10 protein-coding genes are annotated in these 14363 nt (G+C 40.0%); 7 read left to right on the top strand and 3 right to left on the bottom strand.

Annotated elements, in window-relative coordinates:
* Nucleotides 1-151 precede the first annotated feature (151 nt).
* Together B4Z47_RS10910 and B4Z47_RS10905 are read left to right on the top strand one after the other, a co-directional pair.
* Nucleotides 152-2047: a sensor histidine kinase gene (locus tag B4Z47_RS10910; RefSeq protein WP_115047152.1), complete on the top strand. Its 1896-nt coding sequence runs from the start codon at nucleotides 152-154 to the stop codon at nucleotides 2045-2047.
* 127 nt (nucleotides 2048-2174) lie between these two features.
* Nucleotides 2175-2609, top strand: a complete 435-nt coding sequence (locus B4Z47_RS10905; RefSeq protein WP_159332726.1) for a response regulator — start codon at nucleotides 2175-2177, stop codon at nucleotides 2607-2609.
* A gap of 106 nt (nucleotides 2610-2715) precedes the next feature.
* On the opposite strand, the gene B4Z47_RS10900 is transcribed toward B4Z47_RS10905, so the two are convergent.
* Complete coding sequence (locus B4Z47_RS10900) at nucleotides 2716-4491, bottom strand: aminopeptidase P family protein (RefSeq protein ID WP_115047148.1); 1776 nt, start codon at nucleotides 4489-4491, stop codon at nucleotides 2716-2718.
* A 234-nt stretch (nucleotides 4492-4725) separates the two neighbouring features.
* Here B4Z47_RS10900 and dacB point away from each other — a divergent pair, with 234 nt between their 5' ends.
* The 5 genes from dacB to B4Z47_RS10875 all read left to right on the top strand — a co-directional run bounded on the left by dacB (nucleotide 4726) and on the right by B4Z47_RS10875 (nucleotide 12313).
* Nucleotides 4726-6150, top strand: a complete 1425-nt coding sequence (dacB, locus tag B4Z47_RS10895) for a D-alanyl-D-alanine carboxypeptidase/D-alanyl-D-alanine endopeptidase (RefSeq protein WP_083295836.1) — start codon at nucleotides 4726-4728, stop codon at nucleotides 6148-6150.
* A gap of 93 nt (nucleotides 6151-6243) precedes the next feature.
* Nucleotides 6244-8526 carry an NADP-dependent malic enzyme gene (locus tag B4Z47_RS10890; protein WP_115047144.1) on the top strand — a complete coding sequence of 761 codons (2283 nt, stop codon included), beginning with the start codon at nucleotides 6244-6246 and terminating at the stop codon, nucleotides 8524-8526.
* Nucleotides 8527-8558: 32 nt separating this feature from the next.
* On the top strand, nucleotides 8559-9140 hold the full coding sequence (ruvA, locus tag B4Z47_RS10885; protein ID WP_115047142.1) for a Holliday junction branch migration protein RuvA: 582 nt from the start codon (nucleotides 8559-8561) through the stop codon (nucleotides 9138-9140).
* Nucleotides 9141-9799: 659 nt separating this feature from the next.
* Nucleotides 9800-11656, top strand: coding sequence for a beta-N-acetylhexosaminidase (locus B4Z47_RS10880; RefSeq protein WP_115047140.1), 1857 nt, complete (start codon nucleotides 9800-9802; stop codon nucleotides 11654-11656).
* Nucleotides 11657-11836: 180 nt separating this feature from the next.
* Entirely contained in the window at nucleotides 11837-12313 is a 477-nt protein-coding gene (locus B4Z47_RS10875; RefSeq protein ID WP_046672350.1) for a GAF domain-containing protein, read from the top strand.
* Nucleotides 12314-12445: 132 nt separating this feature from the next.
* Here B4Z47_RS10875 and B4Z47_RS10870 read toward each other — a convergent pair whose 3' ends face one another.
* Both B4Z47_RS10870 and B4Z47_RS10865 read right to left on the bottom strand, forming a co-directional pair.
* The gene (locus B4Z47_RS10870) at nucleotides 12446-13048 is read right to left on the bottom strand and encodes a hypothetical protein (protein WP_115047138.1); all 603 of its coding nucleotides are present in this window, start codon (nucleotides 13046-13048) and stop codon (nucleotides 12446-12448) included.
* Between the two features lie 31 nt (nucleotides 13049-13079).
* Nucleotides 13080-14300, bottom strand: a complete 1221-nt coding sequence (locus B4Z47_RS10865; RefSeq protein WP_115047136.1) for an LVIVD repeat-containing protein — start codon at nucleotides 14298-14300, stop codon at nucleotides 13080-13082.
* Between the last annotated feature and the right edge of the window lie 63 nt (nucleotides 14301-14363).

Here is a 14363-nt window from a genome sequence, read left to right as displayed (position 1 = left end):
CAATATACCTGCTAGTATTTTATATAAAAAGTTACATATTTTAATATTTATTTATTATTTTGGGGTAAAAGTTACCAATTTTGCAAATTAAGTACTCAATGAGTTGCTTATACTTTTAAATGAGAAAATTAACCCTAAATATGGTTGAATAATGCATCAGCAGCGGGACTCTTTATCTATGCTTTCTGACCAAACTGTAAATACAAGGTTGGAGGGATTAATCACGACCACCGATGATGGCACTATTCTACTGTTTAACAAACGCGCACAAGAGCTTTTAGACCTCGAAAGTACGGCAACCACCAACAAACTACATGATTTAATTACATTTTACTCAGCAGATGATCTTTCGGTATTGTCGCCTACAGAAACGCCATTTTTTACAGCTCTTTCCAAAAACCAAGACCAAAATGAAATTATCCTAGGAAGAAAAAAGGATCAAGAGTTTAAATGGTATCAATTCGATGTTCATGTTATGATAGAAGACAATAAAAAAGGTCTTTTAATTTCATTTATGGATGTATCGAAATTGGTCAATAAAAACCGCGTCCTGGAAGATAAACAACACCAACTTCAATTGCTTGTTGCCTCATTGAATGATCTCGTATTTGAAGTAACCGATGCTGGTGTATTTAAAAACTACTGGACCAACAATCCAGATCTCTTGTTCTACAGTCCCGAAGAATTTCTAAACAAGAGTCTCACAGAACTCTTTCCGCCGGATCTTGCTGTACCCACTGTCCAATTGATACAAAATTCATTAAAATTGGACCGCGAACTTAAGATGGATTTTCAATCCAATTTAAACGAGCACAAGGACAAATGGTATCGTTTACAGATTAAACCTATACATAGGGCTCAGAACCGGGTAGCCCTGGTTATTTCCGACATTACAAAACAAGTCGAGTCCAATGAAAAAAGTAAATTCAATGAACACAAATTTAATCAAGCATTTTATTTATCTGGTCTGGGAATCTCTTTGACAAGCCTCGAAGGTTACTGCATAGAATCCAATAACATGTTAACCAAAATTCTTGGTTATTCTCATGAAGAAATGTCGACAACCAAGTTTACTGATCGAACACACCCAGACGATATAGATAAAGATGTTGAACTTAGAGAAAAACTTGTCAGGGGCGAAATTGAAGCATTTACGCTTCAAAAACGCTATTTACATAAATTAGGACATTTTGTATGGTGTTCTGTAACGGTTGCGGCAGTTTTTGATAATGCCAATACCGCACAATTTCTGATCGTCCAGGTGCAGGATATTTCCGAATCAAAAAAGAATATAGAAATTCTAAAGAGGCAAAAGATTGAATCGGATCTAGTCAAAATAGATCTTGAAACCAAAATACGACAACTGGAAGAATTTGCTAACATCCTCGCTCATGATCTAAAGGGCCCACTCAGTAATATACAGATGCTTATTGACGAAATCAAGGTAATTGATGACGAAAAAATAAAAGCAGATTTTATGAACCTTCTGGATATTAGCAGTGACAACCTGACTGAAACATTACATGATTTGGGGGGTATACTTGATATCAAATCAAACAATTCACTGATTTACGAGCAATGTAATTTTCTCGATGTATTCAAAAAAGTGCAACAGCAATTTCTGGAAGAAATACAGCAAAAAAATGCGACTATTTCCATCGAATTCAATGTAAAAGATATTTATTATCCTAAGATTTACCTGGAAAGTATCTTAAGCAATCTCCTGAGTAATGCACTCCGATTTACGGCAAAAGATAGAGCCCCTAGGATCGAAATACATACGCATCTGGAACAAGAAGGAACCTTATTAACGGTTAAAGACAACGGGCTGGGTATTAACCTACCAAAATACAAATCTGAGCTGTTTATGTTCAAAAAGGTTTTTCACCGTGGATTTGAGACTAAAGGTGTCGGATTGTTTCTCATAAGATATCAGATCGAATCATTGGGCGGAAAGATCGATGTACAAAGTAAAATCGATTCGGGTAGTACCTTTTATGTCAAATTTTTAGAAAAAGCATATAAAAATCCGCTGATACAACTATAAAAAATAGCGTTCAATCCTGTTCGTAGAAAATAACTGCTAAGATCCTGGACAGCGTGATCTCACAAGTAAAAGAGTAAAAGAAAAACTGCGATGTCAATCAACGACAAAGATGAGGTTTATTGACACGATGAAAACATTATTAATCAAAAAGACCATGACTCCTGAAACTAAAAGAACGATCATTCTCATTGATGATAATGCCATTTTACGTACTATTTTCGGCCATATGCTACAGGGATTTACCGACTATGAGATTGACTTTCATTCCTTCAAAAATGCACTGGATGCATTGGATTTTTTGGATAACAATGACATCTGCCAGTCGCTGATGCCACCCATACTCTTTGTGGATATCAATATGCCATTTATGACTGGTTGGGAGTTAATGGATGTACTTGAAAATAGTACAGACTTCATCAAACGAACCAAGATTTTTATTGTCAGCTCCTCTACGAGCAAAAGCGATCAGGAGCAACTGGCTAATTATCCTTTTATAAGCGGTTTTATTCTGAAACCTTTTGGAAAAGAATCTATTTACGAGATTTTGAAAAAAATCGATTAAAAAAAAGCCCCCAAAACTTTATTACTTAATTATTGGAGGGCTTTTTATTTTGACAACTTATTGTCGTGGACAGCGGACAGCCACTGTCGTTATTCTTTTTGAGCGATTAAATCGCCTGACACTTGTCTGCCAACCAATTCTTTTCCTCAACCGTAAGATGAGTCGATAATTGATCAAATACCCACTGATTATAGTTATTTAGCCAGGCAATATGTTTCTTATCCAATAAGGATTTTTCGATTAAATCAGTTGCGATATAACATATTGTTAGTGTCTCAAAGTCCAGGAAGTCTCCAAATTCGGAAGATCCTGCTCTACGGGTCAACACGAGGTTCTCAATGCGAATACCATGTTTGCCGACGCGATACAATCCAGGCTCTATTGAAGTGATCATACCTGGTTCAACAGCAACATCTATTGCTGCTGCATTGAACACTTGTGGACCTTCGTGTACATTCAAGAAGAAACCGACACCATGTCCCGTACCATGCCCATAATTGCGTAATGTTTCCCACAATGGACGACGCGTAATTGCATCGATCTGATAGCCGCGCGTTCCAGTAGGGAAGATAGCCTGAGAGCCTTCTATTGTTCCCTTGAGCACAAGGGTATAATCCTCTTTTTCCTCCTGCGTAAGACCTCCAAGCGTTACCACTCTGGTAATATCCGTTGTCCCTGTAGTATATTGCCCCCCAGAATCGACCAATAGTAAACCTTTAGGCTCTAGTGTATAATTCGATTTTTCATTAGCCGAATAATGCGGCAGGGCACCGTGATCCAAATATCCCGCAATTGTCGTGAATGAGACGTCAACAAAGCCATCTTGACTTTCACGAAATCCACGTAATTTGTCAGCAATAGATAATTCAGAAAGCTCACCAGAGGAGACATTCTCTTCCAACCATTTGAAGAAACGAGTCAACGCTATACCGTCTTTTACAAACGTATGGCGGTTATTTTCAACTTCAACCTTATTCTTAATTGCTTTTAAACTCGTCGAAGGGTTTATTTTCTCAACAATTTTAACCCCTTTAGGTACGCTGTCGAAAACAGCAAAACAGGTGCGTTTGGGATCGATAAGAATAGATGCAACCTCCAATGTCGGAACTGTCTCAAAGAGATCCTCATAAGCTGCAATATCCACTCCGTAGCCCTTCAGTTCTTCAGTTGCCTGAGTTGTCAGCTTCGAAGGTTCGATATAAAGCGTTGCATTTTCTGCTGTAATTAATACAAATCCTAAAACAACAGGGTTACAAGGTACATCTTGACCACGGATGTTTAATAACCAGGCCAGGTCATCCAAAGATGAGATCAGATGAGCCTCCGTTCTATTCTTTTTCATCTCCGCGCGGACAGCTTCAATTTTAGAAACCGTTGACTGTCCCGTAATATTTTCGTCCAGCAGGTAGGCCTGTGCCTTAGGAAGTTCTGGTCGTCCTTCCCATAATGATGACAACAGGTCAACATGACCATCTACTTTAATCTCCAAAGGCTCCAAAGTATGCTGAACAGATTGAGCCACTAATAAAGAAGCGAGATTGCCGTCAAACGCAACTTTAGCACCAGCGCCCAACTGTTCGCCCAACCAATCTGCATACTCCGCTGCACCTTGCACTTTCAATTTCACCAATTCAAAGCCTGTTCCCGCCAATTGCTCTGCTGCTTGGACAAAATAACGAGAATCGGTCCAAAGGCCCGCAAAATCCTGCGTGATTGCCAAAGTACCTGCTGATCCGGTAAAACCCGATGCCCAGGCGATGCATTTATAACGTTCCGGTAGATATTCACTAATATGAGGATCTGATGATGGGATGATATATCCATCGATTCCCTGAGCCTTCATCGCCTCACGAATGGCAGCTAATTTTTCGATATGCTTCATGTCGTTTATACAATTTTACGCAAGTTAGGATTTTTTAGGGGCGAATGCCTAACTTTAAGCCAAATAAAACAAACGAAACACAGCGAACGCTTTTCCCTAAAATTGGCAGCGTTCCAGGAATTACAATACGTCCAATGGAATATCCATGAGTTCCAAACACGAATAAAAATAACCGTGCCAACAAGCTCATCGAAGATAAGCTGGATATACCATAGGACTATAAAAACATGATATATGAACCAATTTGTGCTAAGTGCCATTGCTTTTTCTGCCTACACGTTAACGACCGTTGCTACGCCAGTATATGCACAGGATCTTCGTAGTAAAATTCAGGATGCATTCACGCAATTTCAAAATCAGGAAAACCTCAGAAATGGTTTGAGCTCATTGACCGTTTTCGACGCAAAAACAGGCCAGACTGTATTCGCAGCAAATGAGAACGTCGGATTGGCGACCGCTTCCACCATGAAGGTCATCACTTCGGCTACGGCCTTGGACTTCCTGGGCAAGAATTTTCACTTCAAAACAACCCTGTATTATACAGGTGAAATCGACGAGAACGGAGTGTTAAACGGAAATATTATTGTGACAGGTACGGGGGATCCTACCCTCGGCAGCGCCCGCTACCCGGAGACTCAAGCAACAACGATACTGAACAAGTGGCTTACAGCAGTCCAGAATGCCGGTATTAAAAGTATAAATGGCGCAATCATCGCCGATGACCGGCTTTACAATGGCAACCAGCTTCCAGGGGGCTGGATCTGGACCGACATGGGCAATTACTATGGTGCTGGAATTTCTTCCCTCAATTGGTGTGAAAATGCCTTCGGCATAAATTTTCTGCCAAGCACTAAAGTCGGAGCTAAAGCTGAGATCGCCAATTACACAACGCCAGTTCCGTATCTGGAAATCATCAATGAAACAACCACGGGTAAATCGGGAAGCGGAGACAATGTGTACGCCTATGCCGCTCCCTATTCGACCAAGATATTTGTGCGCGGCACCTATGGACAGGACCTCAAGAAAACTATCGAGCTCTCTTCGCCAGACCCGGCCTATGATCTCGCTTATCAATTAAATGAAGTACTAAGTAACAACGGTATTACCGCCAGCGAACTACCAGCTACCGGGACCAAGATGGATTCAGTTGATATTTCAAAAAAACAGACCCTCGATATCCATTTATCTCCAACCTTAGACAAAATTGTCTACTGGTTTAACCAAAAGAGCATCAACCTTTACGGAGAGGCCTTGTTGAAAGCGATTGCTTATACAACAGCTGGTAAAACGGGCACCGAAGATGGCGCCTATTATATACAGAAATATTGGAATGCCAAATTAGGCATAAAATCCAGTGAACTCAATAGCATGGATGGCTCTGGTCTATCACCTCAAAATAGGGTGACCACATCTGCCATGAATAAGATTATGCAATATGCACAAAAACAAAGTTGGTACCCCGCCTTCTACGAAAGTCTTCCTACATATAACAATATGAAGATGAAAAGTGGAACAATTGGTGGCGTACTTGGTTATACAGGTGTACATACCAATAAAACAGGACAGTCATTTACCTATACTTTGCTGGTCAATAACTATTCTGGGTCTGCGTCCAATATGCGCCAGCAAATGTTTAAACTATTGGATGTGCTGAAGTAACATATTATTGTCTAATTATAATAAGATATTGGCAAATATTTCCAATTATCAAAAAGAATGATAGATTTGTAGCCTTAAATTAATAAAATCGTAATGAGTAACACTAATCGTAAACAGGCAGCGTTAAACTACCATGCAATGGGTAGACCTGGTAAAATAGCTGTTGTTCCGACCAAACCAACAAATTCGCAAAGAGACTTGTCATTAGCATATTCTCCGGGTGTAGCGGAGCCATGTTTGGCTATTGCTGAGAACAAAGAAGATGCTTATAAATATACCGCAAAAGGAAACCTTGTTGCTGTTATCAGTAATGGTACAGCAGTATTGGGCTTAGGCGATATCGGCGCCCAAGCTGGTAAACCAGTCATGGAAGGTAAAGGATTATTATTCAAAATTTTTGCCGACATTGATGTATTTGACATCGAAGTGGACACCAAAAATGTCGATGAGTTCGTCAACATCGTCAAAGCATTGGAACCTACTTTTGGCGGGATCAACCTGGAAGATATCAAAGCACCGGAATGTTTTGAAATCGAACGTCGTCTAAAAGAAGAAATGAACATCCCAGTGATGCACGATGACCAACATGGTACGGCAATCATTTCGGGTGCTGCATTGATCAATGCCTGTGAAATTATCGGAAAAGATATTTCTAAAGTGAAAATCGTCGTCAATGGCGCTGGCGCAGCTGCAATGTCATGTACTGCAATGTATATTTCAGTAGGTGCCCGCAAAGAAAATATTGTGATGCTGGACAGCAAAGGTGTTATCCGTACGGATAGAGAAAATCTGGATAGCATGAAAGCACAATATGCAACAGATCGCGATATCCGCACCCTGGCAGATGCTGTAAAAGATTCGGATGTATTTATTGGTCTATCGGCAGCGGATGTTATGTCGGCAGAGATGTTGTTATCGATGGCTCCAAACCCAATTGTATTGGCAATGGCAAATCCAAATCCGGAGATTGCTTACGATTTGGCAATGGCTACACGTAACGATATTATCATGGGTACAGGTCGATCAGACTATCCTAACCAGGTAAACAATGTATTGGGTTTCCCATACATCTTCCGGGGTGCTTTGGATGTACGTGCAACAGCAATCAACGAAGAAATGAAAATTGCGGCAGTGCATGCAATTGCAGATTTGGCGAAACAACCTGTTCCCGAAGAAGTAAATCAAGCCTATAACACCAGCAATTTAAAATTCTCGGAAGAATATATTATTCCAAAACCTACCGATCCGCGATTGATCACTGAAGTTTCCATGGCTGTTGCAAAAGCTGCCATCGCATCAGGTGTAGCACAGACCGTAATCGAAGACTGGGATCAATATAGCGACGCATTACGTAAACGTCTGGGTAAAGATGATGCGATTATGCGCAATTTAACCATGGCTGCTAAAAGAGATCCTAAACGTGTTGTTTTTGCAGAAGCAGACAATTACAAAACGTTGCGTGCGGCACAGATTGTTAAAGAAGAAGGCATTGCTATTCCAATTCTTTTGGGTAGAAAAGATAAAATCGAACGTCTAATCAAAGAATATGCTTTTGAACTGGATGGCCTTGAAATTATCGACCCGGTTGCTGAAGTAGATGGCGAAACGGAGCGCTCGAAGAAATTTATTGAGCATCTTTATAGCAAAAGACAACGTCGTGGTATTTCGAAATACGACGCCCGTAAGTTGATGTACGACCGTAACTATTTTGGTGCCTCTTTAGTGGAATTTGGCGAAGCTGATACCCTAATTTCCGGTATGACCAAAAATTATGCAAATACAATCCGTCCGGCATTGCATGTAATCGGTGCTAAGCCAGGCAGCCGTGTGGCAGGTATGTACATGATGTTAACCAAAAAAGGACCAATCTTCATGGGCGATACAACCGTAAATGAAGACCCTACAGCACAAGAATTGGCAGACATTACCCTGTTACTGGATAAAGCTGTGAAACGTATGAACATTCAGCCACGTATTGCATTACTATCTTACTCTAATTTTGGTTCAAGTGAAGGAAAAACGCCAACAAAAGTAAGAGCAGCAGCGCAGATTCTACACGATCAACATCCAGAGATTATTGCTGATGGTGATTTACAAGCAAACTTCGCCTTAAACAGCGAAATGTTGACCGCAAACTTCCCGTTCAGCTGCTTGAATGGAAAATCGGCGAATACACTTGTATTCCCTAATTTGGAGTCTGGAAATATCGCTTATAAATTATTGCAAGAAGTTGGTGAAGCTGAGGCAGTAGGTCCAATCCTTCTGGGTATGAACAAACCTATTCACGTATTGCAACTGGATAGCTCTGTGCGCGAAATCGTCAATATGGTTACCATTGCCGTAGTAGATGTACAAGCACATCTTAAAAATTTATAGAATAGCTTAAAATCTTCCTATATTCGTATACTATGTACGAATATTTCATTGGAAAATTAGCATATAAAGCCCCCACTCATGTTGTTATCGATGTGAGTGGGATTGGTTATTATGTCCACATCTCGCTCTATACCTTCTCCCAAATCAAGGATCAGGAAAACTGTAAACTATTTATTTCACTTCAAGTTCGGGAAGACTCACACACGCTTTATGGCTTTGCAACAGAAGGCGAGAAAAAATTATTCGAAAATTTGATCTCTGTTTCTGGTATTGGCCCCAATACAGGCCGTATGATCCTATCGTCAAACACACCCGATGAGATCCAGTCTGCCATCGTCAATGGCCAGGTTGTCCTCATTCAAAAGATTAAAGGAATTGGCCCTAAGACAGCACAACGTCTTATACTGGAACTTCAGGATAAATTAAAAAAACAGGGCTTCGAAGCTTTGGCATCACCTATCCAATCCCAATCAGTTCCGGACGAAGCATTGTCAGCACTAGTGATGCTCGGATTCAACAAAGTCGCGGCAGAGAAGGTGTTAAATACCATTTTAAAGACCGAAAGCAATCTTTCCGTAGAGGATATGATCAAATTAGCATTGAAACGACTTTAATGCATAAACATTTGCTGAACATATCCGATATTAATCATTAGATGACGGATACGTGCTATTCATGCTGTAACGTAAAAGATATAAAGGAACCTTCGGGTTCCTTTGTCATTTCCCGAACCTCAGTTTTGCAATACTTCGCGCCCTATTAACAGTGCTTCAAATTTGAAACATCAAAAAGATATTGCTATAAATAATAAGGAGCTGATAGGGACTTTATAGGGACCTCATTCGGACCTTATTCGGATAAAGCCCTATCAGCTCTGTTGAATGTACCTATAAACTAAGCATTAAAAACGGATCAAAAATGACATCATTCAGAAGAAGTTTCAAGGTCGTTATCTTCCCTTCACGTGATCGAAATAATCTGTACAACGAAAGAAGGTTTAGTGATAAAGCATCAGCTCACAGGAGATACGAACATTTAAAAAGGCATATTTTTTTACCTAAATTTAGATACTATTCCCCGAAGTAAAATATCCCCTTTAACAGACTAAACAAACGATTGATCTAACCCAAACACGTTATTATCCAAACTACTTCTAAGTGCCCAAAAATACGTTCAACAGTGTTTTCATACCCTATTTGTTACATTTTCTCTTTGCTAAAACGTATTTATTCACCTATTTTTAGAACTTCTTATTTCAGTTATAATCTCACGCATGAAGAAACTATTTTCACTTGCGCTGGCTCTAAGTATAGGAGCAGCAGTATTTGCGCAAGAAAAGAAAGATGCTACCTTGAACATTGTGCCCTTACCGCAACAGGTTCAAATTAAAAATGGTACATTTAAAATCAACGCTAACACCAAAATCGCCTTTGATAGCGAAGAGGACAAAAAAGTTGCAACGCTGTTTCAGGATTTCCTAAAAAGCAACTACAGTCTCAATTTATCCCTAGTGAAATCAGCGAGCAGCAATACGATCTATTTCTCCTACAAAAACGCAAAATCCACTAATGCTGAAGCGTATGAACTTAACATAAGTTCAGACCGCGCAACTATTAGCGGAAAAGCTGCCGGTCTATTTTATGGTATGCAATCGTTGATCCAGTTGCTACCTGTGGATAAAAAGGCCAGCATAGAAATTCAACAAGCTTCAATCCAGGATGAACCTCGCTTTGCTTACCGTGGATTACATCTCGATGTTGGCCGTCATTTCTTTCCAGTAGAGTTTGTAAAAAAATACATTGATATTCTGGCGTCTTACAAATTGAATACGTTTCATTGGCATTTGACAGACGACCAAGGCTGGCGTATCGAAATCAAATCACATCCAAAATTGACTCAGATTGGCGGTTACCGCAAGCAAACACTACTGGGTAACTACAAGACAGATGGTGATTATGACCACACACCTTATGGCGGTTTCTATACCCAAGACCAAATCAAAGAAGTGGTTGCTTATGCTAAAGCTAAATATGTAACGGTTATACCCGAAATCGAAATGCCTGGGCATGCGTTAGCAGCACTTTCGGCTTATCCAGAATTGGGCTGTGGTGATAAGCCAGGACCTTACACGGCTGCGCAGACTTGGGGGGTCTTTGACGATGTTTTCTGTGCTGGAAAAGAAGAAACATTCAAGTTGTTGGAAGATGTCATTGACGAAGTCATTCCCCTATTCCCGAGCGAATATATCCACATCGGTGGTGATGAATGTCCAAAAACAAAATGGAAAACATGTCCATTTTGTCAAAAAAGAATCAAAGATAACAACCTCAAAGATGAACACGAGTTACAGAGCTATTTTATCCAACGTATGGAAAAATATATCAATAGCAAAGGTAAACGCATCATTGGATGGGATGAGATCTTAGAGGGCGGTTTAGCGCCTAATGCGACTGTCATGAGCTGGAGAGGCGATCAAGGTGCGATTGATGCAGCCAATCAAGGTCACGATGTGATCATTACGGCAAACAGCTATGGTCTATATTTTGATCACAAACAAGGTCCTGATCAAAACAGAGAACCTTTAAGTATCGGCGGACTTTCCACATTGAGCAAAGTATATTCGTCAGACCCAATGCCTAGCAAAATTGCTGAAAACAACAAGAAACACGTTCTAGGTGTACAAGCAAATATTTGGACAGAGTATATTGGATCATCCAATAAAGTCGAATTTACAGTGTTACCACGCGTTTTAGCGCTTTCTGAAATTGCCTGGACACAGCCAGAAAAAAAGAATTGGAAAAATTTCTCAGAACAGCGTGCAGCAAATCAGCTGGCTAAACTTGACCAAACCAATACATTCTATCGTGTACCAGAAGTATATGGCATCACAGACAGCACCGTCTATGCTTCAGAATATACGATCCGTGGGCTGAAACCTTCTGTTGAAGGAGCCAGAATTTATTACACATTGGACAACTACGATCCTTCAGAATTGGATTTAGAATATACAGGTCCAGTGAAAATTACGGTTCCTAATAGTAAGGAACGTGTTTTCAAAGCCGTTGTTGTAACGCCTTCCGGCAAAAGAAGCAACTACATTCGGGTGAATATTATCAACACCAAGAAATAATAACATTTGCCTGATAAGAAAGCGCTAATATTCTGTTAACTTTGAACAGCGTATTAGCGCTTTTTCATTTCATGCAGGTTGGAACTCAATATGCCGTGAAGCTTTCCGGACAGGCAAAACATGCTTGGCAATTGTAATCCTGATAGCAAATGCATGATTATTTTTTTTACATAGATTTTTATGGCAGAGGATTTACAAATAGCTAAAGGTAGCAAAGAAGAACAATATCAAAATTTACTTCCACAGATTGGAGGACTTTTGCAAGGCGAGCCGAATCAAATTGCCAATTTGGCTAACATCGCTGCTGCACTGAAAGAACAATTCAATTTTTTCTGGGTTGGTTTCTATCTCGTCGATGGAGACGAGCTCGTATTAGGCCCTTTTCAGGGACCTGTTGCATGCACGCGTATCAAGAAAGGTCGCGGTGTATGCGGGGGTGCTTGGGCACAGGAAAAAACATTGATTGTTCCTGATGTGGAGCAATTTCCGGGACACATTGCCTGTAGTTCGCTCTCGCGGTCCGAAATCGTGCTACCCGTTTTTAAACAGGGACAGATTATCGGTGTGCTGGACGTTGACAGTAGTGAATTAAATAGTTTTGATGAAGTCGATGAGAAATACCTTACGCAGGTATTACAGCTTTTAGACAGCGAATAAGTAAGCTCCACAAAAAAGAGTGAAATAGCGTTAGTATCGGCCTAGATTTGAAAAACGAACCGTATACTTACGCTATTTTTTTACATTTCAAGCTATCGACACCTGTTAATAAAAAAAACATCCGATCGATACCTAAAAACCAAATCCTACCTGTAAAGTAAAACGGTGCAGATCATATTTTTTATCCATTTGTGTTGTTCCATACCCTATGCTAGTGTCTGGCAAACTTGCTGAGGGTCGCGTATAAGTATCCTTTCGGCTATAGTGCTGATACCGATATCCTGTTGCCAAAAACCAATATTTCGCTGAATTCTTAAATTTAAAGCGCCAACCCAGCTGTGGATTTACCAACAAGCCACCCTGATATTCATATTTTAAATTGCTCTCGACTAGATTTTTATTCAAGAAAGCAAAACTATAGCCTAAATCCAATCCTGCAAAAAAACTACGTTTTCTGTCAGGGAATTCCACATAATTTACTTTGGCTGAGAGTGGTAAAAACCATTTTGATCCTTCATTGTTTACAGGATACCTATCCACCCCTGTATTTAAACCCAGAGCGATATTTTCATGGAGCTGCACCCCATGCAATGTATGTAAGCCAAATCCAGATTCCAGAAAAGCAGGGCCATAAGTAATAACCGAAAATTCATTATGATTTGTATATTTTTTTGTTTGGGCATCAACAGTTAAATACCCGAGAAGAGCCAAAATGGCAATCGAAAGTCTTTTCATATCAGAATAATGAAGCTCTTGAAATAGTGTCTTAATTGGGTCTAATAACAGGAATAATGCTCAATTCCTTCAATTTGGCCTTATTGCTATAATCATATTGATGTACACCTTTTTCTCCAACAATAATTAGCGATTTTGGTCCAGCGATAACATCCATACTCATCAGGTCTTTGTGAGTTTCTAAAAGCTTATTACCTATTTGACTAACATCACTGGCATCGAATGACTTCAACCCGAATTTTCCATCACAGATATACAGCGTGTGGTCCGATAGCGCCAGTCCGTAAGGATTCTCCAAAGTGAAGCTATGTTTCAGCATCGGTTTCGTCAGATCTTGGATATCGATAACTTCCAACAAATTTTGCTGCCCCCCACATACCACGCCTGCACGTAAGGTTACAAAGGCATATTTCTCATTGACAACGACAGGATCACAGGCACGAATATGTGTATAACGCGACAGCTCTACGGGAGCTGATGCCGTCGTGATATCATAAATCACCATACCTGTATTGGAGCCGATAAACAGGTTGTTTTTAAAGGGAAAAATTGTTTCGATGCCAGGACCTATTTTGATATCCTTTACATAGGCAGGTTTACTCGCATTCTGCACGTCAAAAAGGTGCAACATCGTTTGGTCCACGGCATATAGATGTTTATTGGCAATGGTAAATCGCGCCATGGATCCGCCCTGTCCCGAGCCCGAATTGGTCTCGTTATAGAGAGGTTCTTTTCGATCATAAGGTGAATATTTATCTTTTTGGCTATAGCTTACCAGGCTATCTCGGTATCCTGTAATGATGCGATCGGCAGTATTATTCAAGTAATCCATTTGAAGCAACATCTTAAACACATCCTTATTTCGTGTCAATAATTTTGGAGATGCAGGATTTTCGAGATCGAAGGTCAACAGATCTGTAAAACTATCCGCATACAGCTTTCCATCTAGAACCGCAAGATCCACATTGCCGGGAATACTTAAGAATGCCATCGCCACGGGTTTTGACGGATCAACATTATTAAAGATATGAACTCCTTTCCCTGGCTCATTTATAAACAAGTAATCTTGATAAATATAAATCTTTCCGGTTTGAACAATTGTCGTAGGGCCGCTTACGGGATTAGCTTTAGCTCGTATACTTTCCATTGTTTCGAATATGGGCACGCTAGCTAGATACATTCCTTTACTTTCGATTTTATCACAGCTCGAAAGCGCTATACAGCCTAATAGGATAAGCCAAATTCTTTTCATAAAATATAACTATAAGGTCAATTAAATTTATAATTACCATAGTTAACGATATAATTATGAATT

This window comes from Sphingobacterium sp. UBA2610 (assembly GCF_002339225.1).
Lineage (GTDB): Bacteria > Bacteroidota > Bacteroidia > Sphingobacteriales > Sphingobacteriaceae > Sphingobacterium > Sphingobacterium multivorum.
The sequence above is the reverse complement of the archived record's forward strand: the minus strand, read 5'-3'. Positions and strand labels throughout refer to the sequence as shown.